The 24432-nt window shown below is 70.0% G+C and carries 19 protein-coding genes; 17 read left to right on the top strand and 2 right to left on the bottom strand.

Annotated features, from left to right (window positions below; translation table 11 throughout):
- The first annotated feature begins 17 nt into the window (after positions 1-17).
- From EDF31_RS11720 to EDF31_RS11695, 6 genes are all read left to right on the top strand, one after another.
- The gene (locus tag EDF31_RS11720) at positions 18-1445 is read left to right on the top strand and encodes a dipeptidase (RefSeq protein WP_131846239.1); all 1428 of its coding nucleotides are present in this window, start codon (positions 18-20) and stop codon (positions 1443-1445) included.
- Positions 1446-1503: 58 nt separating this feature from the next.
- Positions 1504-1875: an iron-sulfur cluster assembly accessory protein gene (locus tag EDF31_RS11715; RefSeq protein WP_111085771.1), complete on the top strand. Its 372-nt coding sequence runs from the start codon at positions 1504-1506 to the stop codon at positions 1873-1875.
- Positions 1876-2143: 268 nt separating this feature from the next.
- The gene (gene coxB / locus EDF31_RS11710; RefSeq protein WP_111085770.1) at positions 2144-3046 is read left to right on the top strand and encodes a cytochrome c oxidase subunit II; all 903 of its coding nucleotides are present in this window, start codon (positions 2144-2146) and stop codon (positions 3044-3046) included.
- Between the two features lie 11 nt (positions 3047-3057).
- Complete coding sequence (gene ctaD / locus EDF31_RS11705; RefSeq protein WP_207896188.1) at positions 3058-4794, top strand: cytochrome c oxidase subunit I; 1737 nt, start codon at positions 3058-3060, stop codon at positions 4792-4794.
- 4 nt (positions 4795-4798) lie between these two features.
- A complete protein-coding gene (locus tag EDF31_RS11700; protein WP_111085768.1) occupies positions 4799-5215 on the top strand; it encodes a cytochrome c oxidase subunit 4 in 417 nt (138 codons plus the stop codon).
- A gap of 232 nt (positions 5216-5447) precedes the next feature.
- The gene (locus EDF31_RS11695; RefSeq protein WP_123292491.1) at positions 5448-6821 is read left to right on the top strand and encodes a glucose-6-phosphate dehydrogenase; all 1374 of its coding nucleotides are present in this window, start codon (positions 5448-5450) and stop codon (positions 6819-6821) included.
- A 102-nt stretch (positions 6822-6923) separates the two neighbouring features.
- Here the strand turns inward: EDF31_RS11695 and EDF31_RS11690 are convergent, their stop codons facing one another.
- Both EDF31_RS11690 and EDF31_RS11685 read right to left on the bottom strand, forming a co-directional pair.
- On the bottom strand, positions 6924-8855 hold the full coding sequence (locus EDF31_RS11690) for a glycoside hydrolase family 15 protein (RefSeq protein ID WP_131846238.1): 1932 nt from the start codon (positions 8853-8855) through the stop codon (positions 6924-6926).
- Positions 8856-8952: 97 nt separating this feature from the next.
- Entirely contained in the window at positions 8953-10017 is a 1065-nt protein-coding gene (locus EDF31_RS11685; RefSeq protein ID WP_111085765.1) for a phosphatase domain-containing protein, read from the bottom strand.
- A gap of 139 nt (positions 10018-10156) precedes the next feature.
- Between EDF31_RS11685 and EDF31_RS11680 the strand changes: the two genes are divergently transcribed.
- The 11 genes from EDF31_RS11680 (at position 10157) to EDF31_RS11630 (ending at position 23882) form a co-directional block, all read left to right on the top strand.
- Positions 10157-10804: a TetR/AcrR family transcriptional regulator gene (locus EDF31_RS11680; RefSeq protein ID WP_243649994.1), complete on the top strand. Its 648-nt coding sequence runs from the start codon at positions 10157-10159 to the stop codon at positions 10802-10804.
- A gap of 215 nt (positions 10805-11019) precedes the next feature.
- Positions 11020-11943 carry an ATP-binding cassette domain-containing protein gene (locus tag EDF31_RS11675; RefSeq protein ID WP_123292493.1) on the top strand — a complete coding sequence of 308 codons (924 nt, stop codon included), beginning with the start codon at positions 11020-11022 and terminating at the stop codon, positions 11941-11943.
- Positions 11940-12656 (top strand): ABC transporter permease subunit, encoded by a 717-nt coding sequence (locus tag EDF31_RS11670; protein ID WP_123292494.1) that lies wholly within the window; start codon positions 11940-11942, stop codon positions 12654-12656. Before EDF31_RS11675 ends, EDF31_RS11670 begins: the two co-directional genes overlap by 4 nt.
- A complete protein-coding gene (locus EDF31_RS11665; protein WP_111085762.1) occupies positions 12653-13381 on the top strand; it encodes an ABC transporter permease in 729 nt (242 codons plus the stop codon). The genes EDF31_RS11670 and EDF31_RS11665 overlap by 4 nt, the downstream gene beginning before the upstream one ends.
- Positions 13378-14298, top strand: coding sequence for an ABC transporter substrate-binding protein (locus tag EDF31_RS11660; RefSeq protein WP_131846236.1), 921 nt, complete (start codon positions 13378-13380; stop codon positions 14296-14298). Before EDF31_RS11665 ends, EDF31_RS11660 begins: the two co-directional genes overlap by 4 nt.
- 274 nt (positions 14299-14572) lie before the next feature.
- Positions 14573-15985 (top strand): cytochrome ubiquinol oxidase subunit I, encoded by a 1413-nt coding sequence (locus EDF31_RS11655; protein WP_123292497.1) that lies wholly within the window; start codon positions 14573-14575, stop codon positions 15983-15985.
- Position 15986: 1 nt separating this feature from the next.
- Positions 15987-16991, top strand: coding sequence for a cytochrome d ubiquinol oxidase subunit II (gene cydB / locus EDF31_RS11650; RefSeq protein ID WP_123340389.1), 1005 nt, complete (start codon positions 15987-15989; stop codon positions 16989-16991).
- Positions 16992-17001: 10 nt separating this feature from the next.
- A complete protein-coding gene (gene cydD / locus EDF31_RS11645) occupies positions 17002-18660 on the top strand; it encodes a thiol reductant ABC exporter subunit CydD (RefSeq protein WP_131846235.1) in 1659 nt (552 codons plus the stop codon).
- Positions 18657-20363: a thiol reductant ABC exporter subunit CydC gene (gene cydC / locus EDF31_RS11640; RefSeq protein ID WP_131846234.1), complete on the top strand. Its 1707-nt coding sequence runs from the start codon at positions 18657-18659 to the stop codon at positions 20361-20363. Before cydD ends, cydC begins: the two co-directional genes overlap by 4 nt.
- A gap of 50 nt (positions 20364-20413) precedes the next feature.
- On the top strand, positions 20414-22954 hold the full coding sequence (gene leuS, locus EDF31_RS11635) for a leucine--tRNA ligase (protein WP_131846233.1): 2541 nt from the start codon (positions 20414-20416) through the stop codon (positions 22952-22954).
- 184 nt (positions 22955-23138) lie between these two features.
- Entirely contained in the window at positions 23139-23882 is a 744-nt protein-coding gene (locus tag EDF31_RS11630) for a helix-hairpin-helix domain-containing protein (protein WP_243649993.1), read from the top strand.
- The last annotated feature ends 550 nt before the right edge of the window (positions 23883-24432 follow it).

Below are 24432 nucleotides of genomic sequence, written 5' to 3'. Positions count from 1 at the left end.
CCTCTAGATTACCGGGCATGACCGACACCGCACAGCCCAGCTCCGCGACCGACCCCGCTCTCCTCGACGCCCTGCGCGAACAGGTGCAGGGTGCACTGCCCTCGACGATCGCCGATCTGTCCGCGCTGGTGCGGATCCCGTCGGTGTCCTGGTCGGCGTTCGACGAGTCGCACGTGCTCGCGAGCGCGCGTGCCGTGGCGGACCTGGCGCTGAGCACCGGTGTCTTCGCCGAGGACCAGGTCGAGATCATCCGGTCGGCGATCAGCGACGACGAACCGCTCGAGCTCGGCCAGCCCGCGGTGCTCGCCGTCCGCCCGGCCCGGAACGGCAAGCCGACCGTGATGCTCTACGCCCACCACGACGTGCAGCCGCAGGGTGACGACGCCCTCTGGGAGACGCCGCCGTTCGAGCCGACCCTCCGCGGTGACCGGCTGTACGGTCGCGGCGCCTCGGACGACAAGGCCGGCGTGATGACCCACATCGCGTCGCTCCGGGCGATCCACGCGCAGTTCGGCGACGACCTCGACCTCGGTGTCGTCCTGTTCGTCGAGGGCGAGGAGGAGTTCGGCTCCCGTTCCTTCCGCACCTTCCTGCGTGAGCAGAAGGAGCACCTGGCCGCCGACGTCATCGTGGTCGCCGACAGTGACAACTGGTCGGTGGACGTGCCGTCGATCACCGTGTCGCTCCGCGGCAACGTCACCTTCAAGCTCACCCTGACGACCCTCGAGCACGCCAGTCACAGCGGGATGTTCGGGGGAGCGGCGCCGGACGCGATGATCCCGATGGTGAAGCTGCTCGCGTCGCTGCACGACGACGCCGGCTCCGTCGCGGTCGAGGGGCTCACCTCGTACGAGGCCGACGTCCCAGCCCGCACCGACGACGAGCTCGCCGTCGACGCGGCCCTGGTGGCGGGCGTCCGACCGATCGGCACCGGCGAGGTCCTGTCCCGCATGTGGTTCCAGCCGTCGATCACCGTGACCGGCATGGACGTGCCGAGCGTCGCGAACGCGTCCAACACGCTGCTGCCGACCGTCTCCGCCCGCGTCTCGGTCCGGGTCGCACCCGGCCAGCCCGCCACGGAGGCGTACGCGGCCGTCGAACGGCACCTGCGGGCACACGTGCCCTTCGGTGCCCGCATGGAGATCTCCGAGCCGGACAGCGGCGACGGCTTCCTCGTCGACACGGCCGGCTGGGCCGTCCAGGAGGCCCGCACGGCCATGCGCGAGGGCTGGGGTGCCGAGGCGGTCGAGCAGGGCATCGGCGGCTCGATCCCGTTCGTCTCGGACCTCGCCGCGGAGTTCCCGGAGGCCCAGATCCTGGTCACCGGGGTGGAGGACCCGGACACCCGTGCCCACAGCCCGAACGAGTCGCAGCACCTCGGCGTCCTGCACCGGGCCATCGCGTCCGAGACGATCCTGCTCGCCAGGCTCGCGACGCGCAGCTGACGGTGCTTACAATCGACGCCAGGCGCGGTGAACCGCACCGCCCGGAGGGAGACGCGCGATGAGCGACACCATCACCACCGACGCACCGGTGACCGAGGCGGCCTCGCACGGCGTCCTCCTGAGCGACGCCGCGGCCGGCAAGGTGGCGAGTCTCCTCGAGCAGGAGGGCCGCGACGACCTGCGCCTGCGCCTCGCCGTCCAGCCCGGGGGATGCTCGGGTCTGATCTACCAGCTGTACTTCGACGAGCGCCTGCTCGACGGTGACGTCACCGCCGAGTTCGACGGGGTCGAGGTCGTCGTCGACAAGATGAGCGTCCCGTACCTCGACGGTGCGACGATCGACTTCGAGGACACCATCCAGAAGCAGGGCTTCACGATCGACAACCCGAACGCGCAGGGCAGCTGCGCGTGCGGTGACAGCTTCCACTGATCACCAGCCGATCCGACACGCGAGCGGGGAGCGACCGACACGGTCGCTCCCCGCTCGCGTTCGTCGGGGGATGCGGTCGCAGTGTGACCGGGGAAAACGGCCGGTCAGGAGTGCGGATCGCGGCGATGAGCGTGTCGGGTGTGCGCGAGCGGTACCGAGCTGCGAGTAAGCTAGGAGTGTTCCAATCAAGCTGGGAGCCAGCCAAGTGTCGCCTTCGTGCGACTCGGCGGGTTCGGCTCCGGGCTCACGTCTTTTGCGAGAGGTAACAGTGCGTTCGAATCGCCGTATACGTTGGGCGGCCGTCCCGGTGGCCGTCGGTCTGGTCATCGCACTGGCTGGCTGCACGCAGCAGCAGATGAACGGATGGCTCCCCGGCACGGAGGAGACGAAGGACGTCACCAACCACACGAGCCGCATCGTCGGCCTGTGGACCACCAGCTGGGTGGTGCTCCTCGCCGTCGGTCTCATCGTCTGGGGCCTGATCATCTGGGCCGCGATCGTGTACCGCCGCCGGAAGGGCCAGACCGGCCTGCCCGTGCAGATGCGCTACAACATGCCGCTCGAGATCTTCTACACGATCGTGCCGCTCATCCTCGTGCTGGGCTTCTTCGCCTTCACCGCGAAGGACCAGGCCGCGATCGAGAAGCCGTTCGACGACCCCGACGCCACCGTGCACGTGTACGGCAAGCGCTGGGCGTGGGACTTCAACTACATCAACAAGGACAACCCCGAGGACAGCGTCTACTACCAGGGCATCCAGGCCCAGGAAGAAGAGAACGCCAAGGGCGCCATCGACGAGTCGCAGCTGCCGACCCTCTACCTGCCGCAGGGCAAGAAGGTCGCGATCGAGCTCTCCTCGCGCGACGTCGACCACTCCTTCTGGATCATCGACTTCCTGTACAAGAAGGACATGCTCCCCGGCAAGACGAACTGGGAGTACTTCATCCCGGAGAAGCTCGGGACGTACCAGGGCAAGTGCGCGGAGCTCTGCGGTGAGTACCACTCGCTGATGCTCTTCCAGGTGAAGGTCGTCACGCCGGCGCAGTACCAGGACTACCTCGACACCCTGAAGGACCAGGGCAAGGTCGGGCTCCTCGGTGACGAGTACAACACCAACACGAACGAACCGAACAACAAGGCGCCGGTCGAGGCGTCCAGCGAGAACAAGTAGGGGCTCGTCAGATGACAACGTCTTTCGTCGGCCAACCGACCCAGACTGCTTCGCCGGACTTCCAGGCGTCGAAGGTGGGCCGGAAGGGCAACATCATCGTCCGGTGGATCACCTCCACCGACCACAAGACCATCGGGTACATGTACCTGATCGCGTCCTTCGTCTTCTTCCTGCTCGCGGGTGTGATGGCCCTGGTCATCCGTGCCCAGCTGTTCGAGCCCGGCCTGCACGTGGTCGCGACGAAGGAGCAGTACAACCAGCTCTTCACGATGCACGGCACGATCATGCTGCTGATGTTCGCGACGCCGCTCTTCTCGGGCTTCGCGAACGCGATCATGCCGCTCCAGATCGGTGCTCCCGACGTCGCCTTCCCGCGACTCAACGGCTTCGCGTTCTGGCTCTACCTGTTCGGCTCGCTCATCGCGGTCGGCGGCTTCCTCACCCCGCAGGGTGCGGCCTCGTTCGGGTGGTTCGCCTACGCGCCACTGAGTGACACGACGTTCACACCAGGGCTCGGCGGCACACTCTGGGTCTTCGGACTCGGCATGACCGGCTTCTCGACGATCCTCGGCGCGGTGAACTTCATCACCACCATCATCACGATGCGTGCCCCGGGTCTGACCATGTTCCGCATGTCGATCTTCACGTGGAACACCCTCGTGACGGCACTGCTCGTGCTGATGGCCTTCCCGGTGCTCGCCACCGCGCTGTTCGGTCTCGGCCTCGACCGCGTGTTCGACGCGCAGATCTTCAACCCGGCCAACGGCGGAGCGCTGCTCTGGCAGCACCTGTTCTGGTTCTTCGGGCACCCCGAGGTGTACATCATCGCGCTGCCGTTCTTCGGCATCGTGTCCGAGGTCTTCCCGGTCTTCAGCCGCAAGCCGATCTTCGGGTACAAGACGCTCGTCTACGCGACCATCTCCATCGCGGCCCTGTCCGTCACGGTCTGGGCGCACCACATGTACGTCACCGGTGGCGTCCTGCTGCCCTGGTTCTCGCTCATGACGATGCTCATCGCGGTCCCGACCGGCGTGAAGATCTTCAACTGGGTCGGCACCATGTGGCGCGGCTCGGTGACCTTCGAGACCCCGCTGCTGTGGGCCGTCGGCTTCCTCATCACGTTCACGTTCGGTGGCCTCACCGGTGTGATCCTGGCCTCGCCGCCGCTGGACTTCCACGTGTCCGACTCGTACTTCGTCGTGGCGCACTTCCACTACGTGGTCTTCGGCACCGTCGTCTTCGCGATGTTCTCCGGCTTCTACTTCTGGTGGCCGAAGTGGACGGGCAAGATGCTCAACGAGCGTCTCGGCAAGATCCACTTCTGGCTCCTGTTCATCGGGTTCCACACCACGTTCCTCATCCAGCACTGGTTGGGCGTCATCGGCATGCCGCGTCGCTACGCGACCTACCTGCCGAACGACGGCTTCACCTGGATGAACCAGCTGTCGACGATCGGCTCGATGATCCTCGCGATCTCGTTCCTGCCGTTCATCTTCAACGTCTACGTGACGGCCCGGAACGCACCGAAGGTCGCCGTGAACGACCCGTGGGGCTACGGCCGCTCGCTCGAGTGGGCCACCAGCTGCCCGCCGCCCCGCCACAACTTCACGTCGATCCCGCGGATCCGTTCCGAGTCCCCGGCCTTCGACCTGAACCACCCCGAGGCAGGTGTGCCGATCGGTGTCGGCCCCGCGAAGGACGCCCCGGATGCCCCGACCTACGACGCCGCGAAGGGCGAGGTGAAGTAAGCCGATGCGCGCGAACACCAACCTGTTCTGGATCCTCTTCGGGTTCTTCATCCTCGCGGACGCCGCGTACACGATCTGGGCGCTGCTCTACTACGGCCACCCGGAGTGGGTCGGCACCGTGGCGATCGGCCTGACCGGCATCATGTCCGCGTTCATCGCCTTCTACCTCGGCAAGGTCATGGCGTCCCAGGGCGGCGTGCTGCCCGAGGACCGCCCCGACGCCAACATCGAGGACGGCGACGCCGAGCTCGGGCACTTCAGCCCGTGGTCGTGGTGGCCCATCCTGCTGGCAGCAGCGGTCGCCGTCTGCTTCCTCGGTGTCGCAGCCGGGCTGTGGATCGTCCCGATCGGACTCGCCCTGGTGGCGGTCACCCTGGTCGGCTGGGTCTACGAGTACTACCGCGGCAACTTCGGGCACTGACCTGACGCTGCAACGCACCTGACACTTCGGGCGGCACCACATCCGGTGCCGCCCGAAGTGCGTCCAGGCGCTGCCGACGCAGCGCACGACCCGGCGCTGCACACCCCAGCGCACGACCCGGCGCTGCACACCACAGCGCCCCACGATCTCCGGTCCCCGATCCGGAACAAACGGGCCCGCCCGCGGCTTGACTGGAGCGGACCTCCCACCACAGCGAAAGGAGTCACCTCAGGTGACCGACAAGCGCACCCTCATCATCTTCGGCGCGACGGGCGACCTCGCCTCCCGCCTGCTGCTGCCGGGCCTCGGCACGTTCCTGCAGAGCGGTCGAGCGGTTCCCGTCCAGCTCATCGGCACGGGCCGCAGCGCCCGCAGCGAGGAGCAGTGGAAGGACATCGTCACGAAGTCCTTCGCGTCGCAGGACGTCAAGGGCCCCGAGGTCGACGCGACGCTCGCGTCGACCCAGTTCATCCAGGGCGACCCCACCGACCCGGAGCACCTCACGGCACTGCTCGACGCGGCCGAGGCCGAGCCGATCCTCTACTTCGCCCTGCCCCCGCAGATCGCCTCCGACATCTGCGAGGCACTGCAGCAGGTCGAGCTCCCCGCCGGCACCACCCTCGCCTTCGAGAAGCCGTTCGGCACCGACGTCGCGAGCGCCCAGGCCCTCAACGAGACCGTGCTGAAGCTGGTCCCGGAAGAGCGCGTGCACCGCACCGACCACTTCCTCGGACGCACCACGGTCCTGAACATCATCGGTCTGCGCTTCGCGAACCGCCTGTTCGAGCCGATCTGGAACGCCGACAACATCGAGAAGGTCGACGTCTTCTACGACGAGACCCTCGGTCTCGAGAACCGCGCCCAGTACTACGACGAGGCCGGTGCGATGGTCGACATGATCCAGTCGCACCTGCTGCAGATCCTCGGCATCGTGACGATGGACGCCCCGGCGGACATCGACGCGGTCGAGTTCCGCTCGTCCCTGGCCCGGGTGCTCCGTTCGACGCGGCTCAAGGGTGACGACGCGAAGATCGCGTCGCGCCGTGCCGTCTACACGGCCGGCACGATCGATGGCAAGGAGCTGCCGTCGTACCAGGACGAGGACGGCGTCGACAAGTCGCGGAGCACCGAGACGCTCGCCGAGATCTCGGTCGAGGTCGACACCGCCCGTTGGAAGGGCGTCCCGTTCACGCTGCGGTCCGGCAAGGCACTCGGCAACAGCCGGAAAGAGGTCCTGATCACCTTCAAGCCGGTCACGCGCCTGCCCTCCGGCCTGAGCGGTCGCCCGAAGGCGGACACGCTCCGCATCGTCCTGAACCCGGACGAGATCGAGCTGACCGTGTCGGCCAACGGCGGTGGCAACCCGTTCGAGATGGGCCAGGTCACCCTGTCGTCGTCGTTCAGCGACGGCGAGCTGACCCCCTACGGCGAGGTCCTGAACGGCATCTTCCACGACGACCCGCTGCTCTCGATCCGCGGCGACGTGGCCGAGCGCTGCTGGGAGATCGTCGAGCCGGTCGTCAAGGCATGGAAGGCCGACGAGGTCCCGCTCGAGGAGTACCGCGCCGGTTCGCGCGGCCCGGCGGACTGGGAGTCGTCGTCCTGACGGACGTGACCGTCGCGCCCTGAACGGGCGGAACTGCGGACGGGAGGCACGGTGCCAGCTGGCACCGTGCCTCCCGTCCGTTTCGTGGTCAGGACCACCGCATCAGGCGGGGTTGCCCGCCCGCTCGCCCCCGCCGGTCCACGAGCGGGTGCCACCGTCGTGTACGGGCAGCCGCGTGCGGTGCCCGGTCGACGCGCCCCGCGCCCGCGCGATCGCGTCCGACGCGGACACGAGCGTCAGGTGCGACAGCACCTGCGGCGTGTTGCCGACGTGGTGTCCGGTGGCGACGTCGATCTCCTCGGAGAGCATGCCGACGTCGTTGGCGTACCCGACGAGCACGTCCATGAGGCGCTCGGCGTCGTCGATCCGCCCCGATGCCGCGTACTGCTCGACCAGCCAGAACGAGCACGCCAGGAACGGGTGCTCCGCGCCGGCGAGCCCGTCGAACCCCGACGACGTCCGGTACCGCAGCACGAGACCGTCGGAGCCGGTGGACAGGTCCTGCTCGATGGCGGCGACGGTGCCGGTCATGCGCGCGTCGCGGGCGGAGACGTAGCCGATCTGCGGCAGGACGAGCAGGCTCGCGTCGACCTCGTCGGTGTCGTAGTGCTGCCGGTAGCTGCCGCGTGCAGCGTTCCAGCCGTGCTCCTCGATCTCGGCCCGGACCTGGTCGCGCAGGGTGCGCCAGCGGTCCACGGGCCCTTCGAGACCGAACTCCTCGACCGCGGCGACCCCACGGTCGAACGCGGCCCAGATCATCGCGCGCGAGTGCGTGAAGTGCCGTCGCGGGCCGCGCATCTCCCAGATGCCGTTGTCGGGCTCCTGCCAGTGCTCCTCGACGTAGCCGAGCAGGGCGCGCTGCAGGGCCCACGAGTCGGCGTTCTCCTCGACCCCGAGCTCGCGGGCGTCGTGCAGGGCGGCCAGGACCTCGCCGAACACGTCGCCCTGGTACTGCGTGTACGCGCCGTTGCCGACCCGGACGGGCGTCGAGCCGGCGTACCCGGGCAGGTGCGGGAGCTCCCGTTCCGGCAGTTCGCGCTCCCCGGCGATGCCGTACATGATCTGCACGTCGGCGGGGTCGCCCGCGATGGCGCGGAGCAACCAGCCGCGCCAGTGCGCCGCCTCGTCGCGGTAGCCGTGCGCGATGAGCGAGGCGAGGGCGAGGGATGCGTCGCGGAGCCAGACGTAGCGGTAGTCCCAGTTGCGTTCGCCGCCCGGGTCCTCCGGCAGGCTCGTGGTCACGGCGGCCACCACCCCGCCGGTCTCGCCGTGGGTCATCGCGCGGAGCAGCAGGAGGGAGCGGCGGGCGGCGTCGGCGTAGCGTCCCTCGGTGCGCGCCGTCGCCATCCAGTCCGTCCACCACGTCACGGTGCGGTGGAGTTCGGCGTCGACGTCGACGGGCTCCGGGGGCTCGCGGTGCGAGGGGTACCAGGTGAGCACGGTGTCGAGCACGTCACCGTCGTGGATGATCGCGGTGGCCGTGTGCCGGTGGTCCGAGGCCCGGAAGCGCGGGCCGCGCACGATGACCGACCCGGGGCCGGCGGTGGCGAGCAGTGCCGGGTCCTCGTCGCCGCCGATCTGGCGCACCCACGGCAGCGCGAGGGCGTAGTCGAACCGGATCCGCAGGGTCTGCTGCACCTCGACCGAGCCGCTCAGGCCGCGGACACGCCGGACGATGGACGGGCGGTGGGCGCCGACGGGCATGAACTCGGTCACCTCGACGGCACCGTCCGCCGTGGTCCAGACCGTCGACAGGACGAGGGTGTCGCCTCGGTACTTCCGGTGCGCCGTCGCGGCGGGGTCGGTCGGTCGGAGCGTCCAGTGCCCGTGGTCCTCGGTGCCGAGCAGCGAGGCGAACGTGGCGGCGCTGTCGAACCGCGGCAGGCACGCCCAGTCGATCGTGCCGTCGCGGCCGACGAGTGCGGCGGTCGAGGTGTCGCCGATCACGGCGTGGTCCTCGATCAGGTTCGGGGGAGTCGCGGGGGGCGCGGGTGCTCGCTCGGCGTCGGCGGTCCGGTCCGTGTCGGTGCTCATGCCCCGATCGAACACCCGGAGGCCGAGCGTCGTGGCCGCGCGGACGGGTCGCCGGCCGTCTGGCGGCCGTGTGCCGTCGGTGTGCCTGAAGCCTCGCTCAGGCCGGGTCGGAGGCGTCCGCCTCGGCGAGCCCGACCCGCGCGAGTTCGGACCAGAGCCCGGCACCGTCCGGTGCGTAGACCCACGGCGCCGAGGTGTCGCGGGAGCGTTCCTGCGCCCGGGAGCGTCCGCCGGCCAGGACCGCCTCGCTCGTGGACAGCTGCCGGATGGCGACGCCCGCGACGTTCTCCGGGTGCTCGCGGGCGAACTCGCCGTACAGCGACTCGTCGTGTTGCCCGTCGTCGCCGACGAGCAGCCACTGCACGTCCGGGAAGTCCTTCGCCAGGCGCCGCAGGTTCTGCTGCTTGTGCAGCTGCCCGCTCCGGAAGAAGCGGTCGTGCGTGGGGCCCCAGTCGGTGAGCAGGAGCGTGCCGGACGGGTACATGTTGCGGGTCAGGAAGCGCTGCAGGGTCGGCGCGACGTTCCAGGCACCGGTGGACAGGTACACCGTCGGGGAGCCGGGGTGCTGCGCCTGCACGCGTTCGTACAGCACGGACATGCCCGGCACGGGGCGGCGGGCGTGCTCGGTGAGGACGAAGGAGTTCCACGCCGCCAGCATCGGACGGGGGAGCGAGGTCACCATGACGGTGTCGTCGATGTCGGACAGCAGCCCGAAGCGGGTGTCGGGGTGCACGACGAACACGTCGGCCTCGACGTCGCGCCCGCCGCCGGCCGACAACCGGACGGTGCGCCAGCCCGGCTCGAGGTCGATCGGCACGATGGTGTCGACGACCCCGCCACGGTCGGTCTCGACGACGTGCGAGACCCCTCCGGCGGTGACGGTGACCTCGGCGTGGTCGACCGCGACGCTCGTGAAGCTCTTCCATCCGCGGACACCGGCGTACGAGACGTCGGAGGCGAGGCCACGGCGGGTCAGCAGCACGCGGCAGAGGATCCGGACCCATCCGGGAGCGCCGTAGCCGGTGTAGGGGACGACGGTCGGGACCAGGCCACGGCTTCGGGCGCGGTGCTCGCGGAACTCCTGGACGGCGTCCTCGATGCGGGCCGCGCGGTGCAGGAGCGGCTCGGCCAACGACGGCTCGTGGGGCGTCGGGTCGGGCATCGCCCCATCATCCCATGCGGGACCCGGAAGTCCACGTCCCGCGGCACCTGTGGTGAGTCGCAGCCATGTTCCAGCCGGTCTCTGCGAAAATCGTCCTCGTCACACCAACGAACCGCGCTGGAGCGCAAGAGGAGAACACGTGCTCGTCACCGAGGTAACGAACGCTCTGCCGGGGGGATCATCACTGCTCAGGAACGAGCCGGTCCAAGCCCGCAGTTCGGCGCGCCTCGCGGGTCTGCTCGACGCTGCTGCCGCGGTGATCGACGAGATCGGGTTCGAGCGACTCACGACCGCGATGGTCGCCGAGCGGGCCGGAGCGTCCATCGGCACCGTCTACCGCTACTTCCCGGACCGCATCGCCGTGGTCGACGCGCTTGCCATCCGCTGCACGCAGCGGCTGGCCGCGCGCTTCGTCGCGGCGCTCGACGCGAGCGGCGCGGAGACCTGGCAGCAGGCCTGCGACGCGCTGATCGACGAGACCGCCGAGCTGTACCGCACCGAGCCCGGCTTCCGCGCGATCCGCTTCGGCGACACCGCGGACACCGGCACCGGTGACGCCGAGGACCGCATGGGAGCGCTCGGCGCCGCCGTCGGGCAGATCATGCGCGACCGGTTCGGGCTGCCCGACAACGAGCGCATGGCACGTGCCTGGGTCGTGCTGGCCGAGTCCGGCCACGCCGTGCTGGCGCGGGCGCACCGCGACCGCGAGCACCCCGACTCGGCGCTCATCGCCGAGTACCGCACGATGAGCCGTGCCCACATGGAGTCCGTGGTCGCCGCCGGCTGACCGCCGCGGGGTCCCGCACCCATCCGACGACGCCCGTGCTTCCGAACAGGAGGCGCGGGCGTCGTCGTCCGCGCTGGTTCCGTCGTGCGCTCGGTCCGGTCCACGGCGGTGCGCACCTGTCCGGGACGCGCCGCGTGCCGGAACGGGTGAACCGCTGTCGGACCCGACGGGTACTCTCATCCGGAGTCGGGCTACCTCCGAACAGAAGGGCACCCATGATCGAGTTCCGCTCGGTACGAAAGACCTACCCGGACGGCACCACCGCGGTCGACGACTTCGACCTCGTGATCCCGTCCCGGACCACGACCGTCTTCGTCGGCTCCAGCGGCTGCGGCAAGACGACGCTGCTCCGGATGATCAACCGCATGGTCGACCCCACCTCGGGTTCCGTGCAGATCGACGGATCCGACGTCTCCGGCGTCGACCCCGTGAAGCTCCGGCGGAGCATCGGGTACGTCATGCAGAACTCCGGTCTGCTGCCGCACCGCAAGGTCGTCGACAACATCGCGACCGTGCCCCTGCTCACCGGGGTGTCGAAGGCCGACGCCCGCACGCGTGCGCTCGAGCTCATGGACACCGTGGGACTCGACCGGGCGTTCGCCGACCGGTACCCGTCCCAGCTGTCCGGCGGGCAGCAGCAGCGCGTCGGTGTGGCCCGCGGCCTCGCCGTCGACCCGAACATCCTGCTCATGGACGAGCCCTTCGGCGCCGTCGACCCGCTGGTCCGCAACGACCTGCAGGACGAGCTCATCCGCCTGCAGCGTGAACTCGGCAAGACCGTCGTGTTCGTGACGCACGACATCGACGAGGCGTTCAAGCTCGGCGACCAGGTCGTCATCCTGAAGAAGGGCGGCGAGATCGCCCAGCAGGGCACGCCGTCCGAGATCCTGGCCGAGCCGGCGGACGACTTCGTCGCGAACTTCATCGGCGTGGGCCGGGGGCGTCGGTCGCTGCGCGTCGAGCACACCCCCACGGGCCCCATCGTCGTGGACGGCGACGGGCGTGCAGCCGGTGTCCTCACCGGACCGGTCAACGTCGTCGACGCCGCCGCAGCGGTCCAGGCCGACCCCGCATCGAACCAGGCCGGAGCGTCGCTCGACGCCCCGGGTGCTCCGGCGCAGGGTGAGGGCACGCGGTGAAGTGGGTCCTCGCGAACCTCGACACGATCCGTGACGCGACGGTCGCGCACCTGGCCATCGCCATCCCGCCGATCATCATCGCGTTCCTGCTGTCCATCCCCATCGGCTGGCTCGTCGTCCGACTCCAGCGCCCCGGCGGATCGCGGTTCGCCTCGGGTGTCGGCAGCGGCATCGTGACGTTCGCCGGGCTGCTCTACGCGATCCCGTCCCTGGCGCTGTTCGTGGCACTGCCGGGCATCATCGGCACCGGGCTGCAGAGCCCGGTCAACGTCGTGATCGGGTTGACCCTGTACGGCCTCGCGCTCATGGTCCGGTCGACCGTCGACGGGCTCACCTCGGTGGACTCGGGGACGAAGTCGGCCTCGACCGCGATGGGGTACTCGTCGGCGCAGCGGTTCTTCCGCGTCGAACTGCCGCTGGCCGGGCCGGTGCTGCTCGCCGGGCTGCGGGTGGTCTCGGTGTCCACGATCTCGCTGACCACCGTCGGCGCCGTCCTCGGCATCCAGAGCCTCGGCTCGCTGTTCACGGACGGCCTCGGCCGCGGGATCTACGAGGAGATCATCTCCGGCATCGTCATGGTCCTCGTCCTGGCGTTCGTGCTCGACGGGATCCTGGTGCTGCTCGGCCGGATCGTCATGCCGTGGACCCGGACGACCTCGGTGTCGCGTCGACGGACCCGCCGTGTCCTGCAAGCAGCGGAGGTCGCCTCGTGATCATCGGACAGGCCTTCGCCTGGGTCTTCGACCCCACCAACTACTCCGGGTACAACGCGATCCCCGGCCGCCTCTGGGAGCACATCTGGATCACGCTGCTCGCCGTGGTGATCGCCTCGGTGATCGCCGTGCCGATCGGGTACGCCATCGGCCACACGCGCCGCGCACGGGGCTTCTCGATCGCCGTGTCCGGCGGGATCCGCGCACTGCCGACGCTCGGCGTGCTCTCCCTGTTCGGACTCCTGCTCGGCATCGGCCTGCAGGCTCCGCTCCTGGCGCTCGTCGTGCTCGCCATCCCCTCGGTGCTGGCCGGTGCGTACTCGGGCATCGAGTCGGTCGAACCGGTGACCGTCGACGCCGCCAAGGCCCAGGGCATGACGGGCTGGCAGATCCTGTGGAAGGTCGAGGTCCCGCTCGGCCTGCCCCTGCTGATCGGCGGCTTCCGCGCAGCCGTGCTGCAGGTCGTGGCCACGGCCACGCTCGCCGCGTACGTCGGCGCCGGCGGCCTCGGCGGCTACTTCTTCCTCGGTCTGAAGACCCAGGACTACGCCGAGATGCTCGGCGCCTCCATCCTCGTGATCGCACTCGCGATCGCGTTCGAGATCGTGTTCGCCGTGCTGCAGCGGGCGTCGGTGCCCAAGGGCACCGCCGACCCGTCGGCCCGGCAGCGCCAGGGATCGCGCGAGCGAGCCCGCAATCCCATCCCGGAAGGAAATCCATCGTGATCACAGCAAAGATCCGTGCGGGCGTCGCAGCAGCGCTCGCACTGGGCGTCGCCGCCGCCCTGACCGGCTGCGCGTCGAGCGACCCGCTCGACAGCGGCTCCAGCGCGTCGTCCGACTCCAAGACGATCGTCGTCGGCTCGCAGCAGTACTACTCGAACGAGATCATCGCCGAGCTGTACGCACAGGTCCTCGAGAAGAACGGCTTCGAGGTCAAGCGCAACTTCAACATCGGGCAGCGCGAGGTCTACATCCCGCAGCTCGAGAAGGGCGCGATCGACGTCATGCCCGAGTACAGCGGCAACCTGCTGCAGTACTTCGACAAGAAGTCCGACGCGAAGACCGCGGACGAGATCGACAAGGGCCTCGAGACGGCGCTGCCGAAGGGTCTCCGTGTGCTCGACGAGGCCGAGGCGACCGACCAGGACAGCTACACCGTCACGAAGAAGTTCTCCGAGGACAACGACGTGACGAGCCTGGCTGACCTGAAGGACGTCACGTCGAAGCTCACCGTCGGTGCGAACTCCGAGTTCCAGACCCGTCCGTACGGTCCGAAGGGCCTGAAGTCGGTCTACGGCGTCGACGTCGACTTCAAGGCGGTCGAGGACTCCGGCGGGGCCCTGACGGTCAAGGCGCTGAAGGACGGCACCGTCCAGCTCGCCGACATCTACAGCGCCGACCCGAGCATCAAGGCGAACGACTTCGTCACGCTCGAGGACCCGGAGAACCTGATCCTGCCGCAGAACGTCATCCCCGTCGTCTCCGACAAGGTGAACGACAAGGCCGCAGACGCGATCGACTCGGTCAACGAGAAGCTGACGCCCGAGGCCCTGATCGAGCTCAACACCAAGAGCACGGCGGACAAGGAGAAAGCGTCCACCATCGCCAAGGAGTTCCTGACCGACGAGGGCCTGCTGTAACAGCAGTCCTCGTGCGTTAGACGACAGGCGTCGGGCAAATGCCCGGCGCCTGTCGTCGTTCGGCGGAGCGCGAATCGGCACATCCGTGCCGCACGGTTGTGCCGTGCAACACCCTTGCACGTTCGTGCACAGAACATTTCTACAAGTTGTCGAAGTCGGTGGTGACGCGGTACCGTTGAAGAGTCCCAACGGCTGTGACATCTGATGTATCCGTTCCACAGGAAGACACTGACGTGCACCGACTGCGCGCGGCGACCCGACTGGGAAGTGCCGCATGACCGACCTCCTCGACCCGCTCATCCTGTCGCGGTGGCAGTTCGGTCTGACGACCATCTACCACTTCCTCTTCGTCCCGCTGACGATCGGCATGGCCGCCGTGGTGGCCGTGTTCCAGACCGCCTGGTACCGGACCGGTCGCGCGCACTACCTGCAGCTGACCCGGTTCTTCGGACGCATCTTCCTGATCAACTTCGCGATGGGCGTCGTGACGGGCATCGTGCAGGAGTTCCAGTTCGGCATGAACTGGTCGAACTACTCGCGCTTCGTCGGTGACGTCTTCGGCGCCCCGCTCGCGCTCGAGGGGATCCTGGCCTTCTTCTTCGAAGCCGCGTTCATCGGCGTCTGGATCTTCGGCTGGGACCGCTTGCCGAAGGGACTGCACCTGGCGAGCATCTGGTGCGTCAGCGCCGGCACGATCATGTCGGCGTACTTCATCATCGCCGCGAACGCGTTCATGCAGCACCCGGTCGGCTTCTCGATGAACGAGGCCAAGGGGCGCGCGGAGCTCACCGACATCTGGGCGGTCCTCGGCAACAAGGTCGCCCTCGCCGCCTTCCCGCACACGTTGTTCGCCTGCTTCATGGTCGCCGCAGCAGTGATCATCTCGGTCGCCGCCTACCACCTGGCGCGGAACCAGAACCTCGAGACGATGATGCCGGCGCTCAAGTTCGGCATGTGGACCATGGTGGCGGCGGGTGCCCTGACGGTGCTCACCGGCGACCAGCTCGGCCTGACCATGGTCGACACCCAGCCGATGAAGATGGCCGCAGCCGAAGCGCTGTACAACACGGCGACCGGCAAGGACGCCTCGTTCTCGATCTTCACGCTCGGCACCCCCGACGGCGTGCACGAACTGTTCTCGATCCGGGTGCCCTACCTGCTGTCGTTCCTGTCCACGCACACCTTCAACGGCACGGTCGAGGGCATCAACGACCTGCAGGCGCAGTACACCCAGGTCTACGGGCCCGGCGACTACAAGCCGATCATCTGGGTCACCTACTGGTCGTTCCGCTGGATGATCGCGCTCGGCGTCGGTGCGGTCATGGTGTCGCTCGCCGGCCTCTGGCTGACCCGCAAGGGCCGCTTCCCGACGAAGCGCTGGATCTGGCGCGTCGCCACCTGGACCGTCCCGCTCCCGATGGCCGCGATGATCGTCGGCTGGATCTTCACCGAGATGGGTCGCCAGCCGTGGCTCGTGTTCGGGTTGCTCAAGACCAGCGACGGCGTCTCTCCGAACGTGACCGGGCTCGAGGTCCTCATCTCGCTCGTCGTGTTCACCGTGATCTACGGCTCGCTGGCGGTGGTCGAGTTCAAGCTCATCAAGAAGGTCGCGCAAGAGGGCCCTGCCGCTCCGGCAGAGGTCGACGAGGAGACCGGCGAGGTCAAGCACGAAGTGACGGTGTACTGAGATGGATCTGCCTGTCCTCTGGTTCGCGATCGTCGGCGTGTTCTTCGTCGGTTACTTCGTCCTCGACGGCTTCGACTTCGGGGTCGGCATGTCCCTGCCCTTCCTGGGCAAGGACGACACCGACCGTCGGGTGCTCATCAACACGATCGGCCCGGTCTGGGACCTCAACGAGACGTGGGTCATCGTCGCCGGCGCCTGCTTGTTCGCGGCGTTCCCCGAGTGGTACGCCACGATGTTCTCCGGGTTCTACCTGGCGCTGCTGCTCATCCTCGCGGCGCTGATCCTGCGGGGTGTCTCGTTCGAGTACCGCCACCAGAACAAGCACCTCGAGTGGAAGCGTCGCTTCGACTTGATGATCATCGTCGGGTCCGCCCTGCCGTCGTTCCTCTGGGGCGTCGCGTTCGGCAATGTCGTCCGCGGGATCCCGATGGACTCGGGGCACAACTACACGGGCACGCTCTTCGACCTGCTCAACCCGTTCGCGCTCCTGACCGGCGTGGCGACGCTGCTGGTGTTCTTCACGCACGGCGTCGTGTTCGTGGCGCTGAAGACCGAGGGCGAGATCCGCGAGCGGGCGAAGCGCCTGGCGACCCGGGCCGGCATCCTGACGATCGTCGTCGGTGCCGCGTTCCTGGTCTGGATGGCGTTCGTCCGGGCGACCCCGGCCTCGCTCGTGCTCTCGGTGGTCGCGGCACTCGCGCTCGTCCTGGCCGTGCTGTGCAACGCCTGGGGCAAGGAGGGCCGGGCGTTCACGCTCATGGCCGTCACCATCGCCGCGATCGTGCTCGCCATGTTCACGGCGATCTTCCCGGACGTCATGCCCGCCACCAACGACCCGGCGAACAGCCTGAACGTGTACAACGCCTCGAGCGGTTCGTACACGCTGACGGTGATGAGCTGGGTGGCGCTGATCTTCGTGCCCCTCGTGTTCGCGTACCAGGCCTGGACGTACTGGGTGTTCCGCAAGCGTGTCTCGCGGGCCCAGGTCACCCAGGCCGCGCACTAGGCAGGCGACGGTGAAGCCGCTCGACCCGCGACTCCTGCGCCTGTCGCGGACGGCGCGCGGCTTCATCGTCGCGGCTGCCGGCACCGGCGTCCTCCGCACGGTCGCGACCATCGCGATCGCGTGGGGGATCGCCGCCGCCGTGACCCTCGGCATCGACGCGGTCCAGGACGGCCGTGTCCCGAGCGCCTTCGGGCAGGCGCTCGCGCTGCTGGGCGGCGCGTTCGTGCTCCGTGCCGTGGCGGCCTGGGCGACCGACGACCTGGCGGCCCGCGCCGCGGCGAAGGTGAAGAGCGAGATGCGCACCACGGTGCTCGCCCGCGCCGCCGAGCGGGGTCCGTCCTGGCTGGCGGGCCGGTCGAGCGCGGGGTTCGCCACCACCCTCGGGCCGGGCCTCGACGCGCTCGACGCCTACTTCGGTCGCTACCTGCCGCAGCTCGCGCTCACCGCCATCGCCACACCGCTGCTGCTCGTCGCGATCGGCCTCGGTGACCTGACGAGCGGGCTGATCATCCTGTTCGCCCTGCCGGTCATCCCGGTGTTCATGATCCTGATCGGACTCGCGACCCAGTCGTTGCAGCGGAAGCAGTCCGACGCCCTCGCCAAGCTCGGCGGCGCCTTCCTCGAGGCCGTCGAGGGCCTGGCCACCCTCAAGGTGTTCGGTCGCGCCCGGCGCCAGGTCGGCCGCATCGGCGCCGTCACGGACGAGTACCGTCGCGGCACGCTCGAGGTGCTCCGGCTGTCGTTCGTCAGCGGGTTCGCGCTCGAGCTCGCCGCGAGCCTGTCCGTCGCCCTCGTCGCGGTGTCGATCGGCATCCGGCTGGTCGACGGCTCGCTCGGGCTCGGCGCCGCGATGTTCGTCCTGGTCCTCGCCCCCGAAGCGTTCGCCCCCATCCGCCAGGTCGGCGCGGACTTCCACGCCGCCCAGGACGGCGTCGAGGCATCGGCAGCGGTCCTCGACGTCCTCGACGACGACACGGAGCCCGCGCCGCACCACGACACGGACCCCGCGGCGACCGCTCCGGCTGCCACGGCGCTGGCCGTGCACGGTCTGACCGTCCGCCGGCCCGACGTGGTGATCGGCCCGCTCGACCTGCACGCCGACCCCGGCACCGTCGTCGTGCTCGCCGGCCCGAGCGGCTCGGGCAAGTCGAGTGTCATCGCCGCACTCCGCGGCGTCCTGCCGCACGACGGCACCGTGGTCGTCCCCGGCGCCGCCGGTACGACCGCCGCCGGCCGCACCACCTGGGCCGACCAGCGACCCCGCCTCGTGCGCGGGACCGTCGCCGAGAACGTCGCGCTCAGCGCGACCCCCGACGCCGTGGACGTCCAGACCGCGTTGCGCGACGCGGGGCTGGGGGTCGACCCGGGCCTCCCGATCGGCGCCGGCGGCAGCGGACTGTCCGGCGGCCAGGCGCAGCGCGTCGCCGTCGCGCGGGCGCTGTACCGCGCCCGCCGCGTCGGCACACCGTTGGTCCTGCTCGACGAACCGACGTCGGCGCTCGACGCCGAGGCCGAGGCCCACGTCGTCGCCGCGATCCGCGGCCTGGCGGCCGACGGCGCGGTCGTCGTGGTGGCCAGCCACCGACCGGCGGTCGTGGCCGCGGCCGACGTCCGGGTCGACATCGGCACCGGTGGGTCGGTCACCGTCCGGACGGGGGTGCGCGCATGAGCCGGCAGCGGGTGCTGTCCCGGGAGGCCCGTGGAGCGTCCGTCCTGCGGCTCGCGATGCCGCACGGGTCGGGTTGGGCCAAGGCGGTCGCCGCCGGCGCGCTCAGTGCGGTCTGCGCCGTGGCGCTCCTCGCCGCGAGCGGCTACCTCATCACCCGTGCCGCGGAGCACCCGCCGATCCTCTACCTGACCCTCGTGATGGTCGGCGTGCGGGCGTTCGCACTCGGGCGTGCGGCGCTGCGCTACGTCGACCGGCTCGCCGGGCACGACGCGTCCTTCCGGCAGCTCGCGGTGGTGCGCACCGAGATGTACCGGCGGCTCGCCTCGGTCGCACCGGCAGGGCTCGGCAGCACCGGCCGTGGCGACCTGATGACCCGCCTGGTCACCGACACCGACCGGCTGCAGGACCTGCCCATCCGCGTCGTCGGGCCGCTGGTGTCCGCCGGGGTCGTCGCCCTGCTGTCCGTCGTCGCGGTGGCGATCGTGTCGGTGCCGGCCGCCCTCGTGCTCCTGCTCGGCCTGGCGGTCGCGGCGCTGCTCGGGTCGGTCGTGACACGGTCGATCGCCGAGCGCTCCGACCGTGAGACCGCAGCGGACCGTGGTCGGGTCGCCGACCTCGTGCTCGACACCGTACGGACGCTCGACGTGTTCGCGGCCTACGGCACCGTCGACGAGCGGCTGGCGCACATCGCCCGTCTCGACGTCGGCGTCACCCGTGCGGTGCGCCGCCGTGGCACGGTCGAGGCGCTCGTCGGTGCCCTGGTCGGGCTGGTCGGCGGCGGCGCGGTCATCGGGATCCTGGCCGTCGGTGCACCGGTCGTGGTGTCCGGGGCGCTCGACGGACCGCTCTGGGCACTGACCGTGTTCGTGCCGCTCGCCCTGTTCGAGGTCGTCGGCGGGGTCCCGCTCGCCGTCCTCACGCTGCGCCGCGTGCGCGCCGCCGCTGAGCGGGTCGAGCAGGTCGTCCCGGCACGGGTGCCCGCGGGCATCGTGCCAGAACCCGAGCAGGACGCCGACCCGGCCGAACTGGCGGTGTCCGGTCCGGTCACCGTGGCGGTGCGCGACCTGACCGTGCAGTGGCCCGGAGCCACGACGCCGGCGGTCGACGGGGTCTCGCTCGACCTGCACCCCGGCGAGGTCGTCGTGCTCGAAGGGCCGAGCGGCGCGGGGAAGTCCACGCTCGTCGACGCGCTCGTCCGGTTCGTCGACCACCAGGGCTCGTACACGCTCGACGGGGTCCCGGCGAAGGACATGCACCCCGACGCCGTCCGTGCCCGCATCGGGCTCATCGAGCAGGACCCGTTCGTCTTCGACCAGTCCGTCCGACAGAACCTGCTGTTCGCCCGCGAGACCGCGACCGACGACGAGCTGCTCGCCGTGCTCGACCGGGTCGGCCTCGGCGAGTGGGTCGGACGTCGCGGCGGGCTCGATGCCTCGGTGGGGGAGCGCGGTGGCCTCGTCTCCGGCGGACAGGCGCACCGGCTCGCCCTGGCACGTGCGCTCCTGCACGCGTTCCCGGTGCTGGTGCTCGACGAACCCACGGCCGACATCGACCCGGACCTCGGCGACGCCGTCCTGCACGACCTCGTCACGACGGCCCGCGCAGCGGGCCGGACGGTCGTGATCGTGTCGCACGTGCCGGTCCGGGCGGACCTGGTCGACCGCACCCTGCGGATGGTCGCCGGCCGCCTGCTCGTCGGATGACCCGACAGGCGGACGCTGGACGGGCCTCCCGGCTTGTATCGTTGACGTCCGTGACCACCGAGCAGCACGCCGAGGACCCGAACGCCTACGACTTCCGTCGTATCCAGGAGAAGTGGCAGCCCCGCTGGGAAGAGCTCGGGCTCTTCACCACCGACCTGGACGACACGCGTCCGCGCAAGTACATCCTCGAGATGTTCCCGTACCCGTCCGGCGACCTCCACATGGGGCACGCCGAGAACTGGGCCCTCGGCGACTTCGTGGCGCGCTACTGGCGTCAGCAGGGCTTCAACGTCCTGCACCCCATCGGCTGGGACTCCTTCGGCCTGCCCGCCGAGAACGCCGCGATCAAGCGCGGGGTGGACCCGAAGGACTGGACCTACGCGAACATCGCGCAGCAGAAGGCGTCCTTCAAGCGCTACGCGCCGTCGTTCGACTGGAGCACCGAGATCCACACCTCGGACCCCGAGTACTACAAGTGGAACCAGTGGCTGTTCCTGAAGATGTACGAGAAGGGCCTGGCGTACCGCAAGGACAGCTGGGTCAACTGGGACCCGGTGGACCAGACCGTGCTCGCGAACGAGCAGGTCCTGCCCGACGGCACCTCGGACCGCTCCGGCGCCGTCGTCGTCAAGAAGAAGCTCACGCAGTGGTACTTCAAGATCACGGAGTACGCCGACCGCCTGCTCGACGACCTCAACCAGCTCGAGGGACGGTGGCCCGCCAAGGTCATCGCGCAGCAGCGCAACTGGATCGGCCGGTCGGTCGGCGCCGACGTCGACTTCGTCATCGAGGGCCGTGACGAGCCCGTCACGGTGTTCACGACGCGTCCCGACACGATCCACGGCGTGACGTTCCTGGTCGTCGCACCGGACTCGGACCTGGCCGCGTCGCTGGTCGCTTCTGCGTCCTCCTCAGTCCGTGCGGACTTCGATGCCTACCTCGTCGCCACGCAGAAGACGTCGGAGATCGACCGGCAGAACGCGGACCGCCCGAAGACCGGTGTGCCGCTCGGCCGTTTCGCGATCCACCCGCTGACGGGGGAGCGCCTGCCCATCTGGGCCGCCGACTACGTGCTGGCCGACTATGGTCACGGCGCCGTCATGGCCGTCCCGGCGCACGACCAGCGCGACCTCGACTTCGCCCGGGCGTTCGACCTGCCCGTGAAGGTCGTCGTCGACACCAACGCCGCGGTCACCGGAGCGATCCCGGTGATCACCGAGGACACCGAGCTGCCCGACCTCAACCCCGCCACCACGGGCGAGGCACTGACGGGTCAGGGCCGGATGATGAACTCCGGCCCCCTCGACGGCATGTCGAAGCAGCACGCGATCACCGCCGCGATCTCCCTGCTCGAGGAGCGCGGGACCGGTCGCGCCGCCAAGACCTACCGCCTGCGCGACTGGCTCATCTCGCGCCAGCGCTTCTGGGGCACGCCGATCCCGATCATCCACGGCGCCGACGGCAGCGAGCACCCCGTGCCGCTCGACCAGCTGCCGGTGCGGCTGCCCGACACCGAGGGGCTCGACCTCAAGCCCAAGGGCACCTCGCCGCTCGGCGGAGCGACCGACTGGGTCAACGTCCCGAACCCCGTCGACGGTACGCCCGCGCTCCGTGACACCGACACGATGGACACCTTCGTCGACTCGTCGTGGTACTTCCTGCGCTTCCTGGCGGCGAACGACGACACCCAGGCGTTCGACCCCGCGGTCGCCCGCAAGTGGGCGCCGGTCGACCAGTACATCGGCGGGATCGAGCACGCGATCCTGCACCTGCTGTACGCGCGCTTCGTCACCAAGGTGCTCTTCGACCTCGGTTACCTCGACTTCACCGAGCCGTTCTCGGCACTGCTCAACCAGGGCATGGTGCTGTCCGGCGGCTCGAAGATGTCGAAGTCCAAGGGCGGCGTCTCGCTCGGGGACGAGCTCGACGCGAACGGCGTCGACGCGATCCGCCTGGTGATGGGCTTCGCCGGCCCGCCCGAGGACGACATCAACTGGGAGGACGTCTCGCCGTCCGCCTCGGCACGCTTCCTGGCCCGCGCCTACCGCCTGGCGACCGACGTCACGTCGACCCCCGACGTCGTCTGGGCCGAGGGTGACCGCGCCCTGCGCCAGGTGACGCACCGGTTCCTGGCCGATGCGCCGGGCCTGATGGAGTCGTTCAAGTTCAACGTCGTGATCGCGCGGCTCATGGACCTGGTCAACGTGACCCGCAAGGCGATCGACAGCGGCCCCGGTGCCGCCGACCCCGCCGTGCGCGAAGCCGTCGAGACCGTCACGCTCGGCCTCGCCGTGTTCGCGCCGTACACCGGCGAGGAGATGTGGGAGCAGCTCGGGTACGAGGCCACCGTCGCGCTGCACGGTTGGCGGAAGGCCGACCCGACGCTGCTGGTGCAGGAGACCCTCACCGCCGTCGTGCAGGTCAACGGCAAGGTGCGCGACTCGTTCGAGGTGTCGAAGTCGATCGAGCCGTCCGAGCTGGAGGAACTCGCGCGGAACTCGGCGAACGTGCAGCGGTACATCGGTGACCGCGAGATCGTGAAGGTCATCGTGCGGGCGCCGAAGCTCGTGAACATCGCCATCAAGGGGTAGTCCTCGGGCGGCGCGGCCGTCCACGGGGTGGGCGTCTGGCCGTCCACAGGGTGGGCGTCTGGCCGTCCACAGGGTGGGCGTCCGACGCACCTGTCCACAGACCAGCACTCCGGAGCCCGGCCGATCGGCCGGGCTCCGTAGCGTTCGGGGCATGTCGTCGCCCTCGTCACCGGACCCTCGGTCAGTGGACGGCGCGCCCGCATCGGGACGCGTGCTCTGGTCGCGACTGGTGCTGTCGCCGCGGGCCGCGGTGGTGCTGGCCGGGGTCGTCGTGGTGGTCGCGCTCGTGGTGGTCCTGGTCGGGTCGCTGACGGGGCGTGGTGGTGCAGGGGCGGGCGGGGTCGTCGTCAGTGGTGCGCCCACCGCCGGCGCGCCGACTGCTGGGGTGCCGACCGCTGGTGCGCCCACCGCCGGGGTGCCGACCGCTGGGTCTGGTGCGGCGCGTGTGGTGGTGCACGTGCTCGGGGCGGTCGAGCGCGACGGCGTGGTGCGCCTGCCGCCGTCGAGCAGGGTCACCGACGCGATCGAGCGGGCCGGCGGCGCGACGGCGGACGCGGACCTCGACCGACTGAACCTGGCGCGGGTCCTGACCGACGGCGAGCGGCTGTACGTGCCCCGCGTGGGCGAGGACGAGGTGCCAGCGGCGCTCGATCCGGTCGACGGCGGTGCGGCCGCGGCGGGCAGCAGCGGGGACGGCAGGACGGGTGCCGCGGGTGCCTCGGGAACCGGTGCTGACGCCGTCGTCGACCTGAACAGCGCCGACCAGGCTGCGCTCGAGACCCTGCCCGGCATCGGCCCGGGGTTGGCCGGCCGGATCCTCGCCTGGCGCGACGAACACGGCCGGTTCACCGCGGTCGAGGACCTGCTCGACGTCAGCGGCATCGGCGACGTCCGGTTCGCGGAGCTGCGTGACCGCGTGCGGGTCTGAGCTGTGCCCGTGCAGCTGCGACCCAGTGCGACGGACCTGCGGGTTGCGGTGCCGGTGGCGATCGCCTGGATCGTGACGACCGTGCTCGTCGGAGGACCGGCGGCAGCGCCCGTGGTCGGGATCGTGGCCGCCGTGCTGGCCGTGCTGGCCGGAGGGAGTGCGATCGTCGCGGGTCGTCGTTGCTCGGGCCGTCGCTGCCGCACCGTGACCGCCTGTGCCGGCCCGGTGCTCGTCGCGGCGGCGCTGACCGCGTTGCTCGCGGTGTCGGTCACCGTGGGTGAGACCCGACGAACGCCGGAGGTGCTCCGCGCCCTCGCCTCCGGGTCGGGCACCGTGTCGTTCGACGCAGTCCCGTCGCGCGACCTGGGCCCGGGTGACCGCTCCGTCCTCGCGACGCTCGAGCGTGCCGACACGGAGCGTGCGCTCCGGGTACCGGTCCGGCTCGTGCCGCCGGGCGACGGTGCGCTCGTCCCGCCGGGTGACGATCACGACCGCGTGCTGGCCGCGGGAACGCGGGTGACCGGCACCGGGACGATCGAGGCCGACGTCC

Source organism: Curtobacterium sp. PhB142 (assembly GCF_004341255.1).
Taxonomy (GTDB): domain Bacteria; phylum Actinomycetota; class Actinomycetes; order Actinomycetales; family Microbacteriaceae; genus Curtobacterium.
The sequence above is the reverse complement of the archived record's forward strand: the minus strand, read 5'-3'. Positions and strand labels throughout refer to the sequence as shown.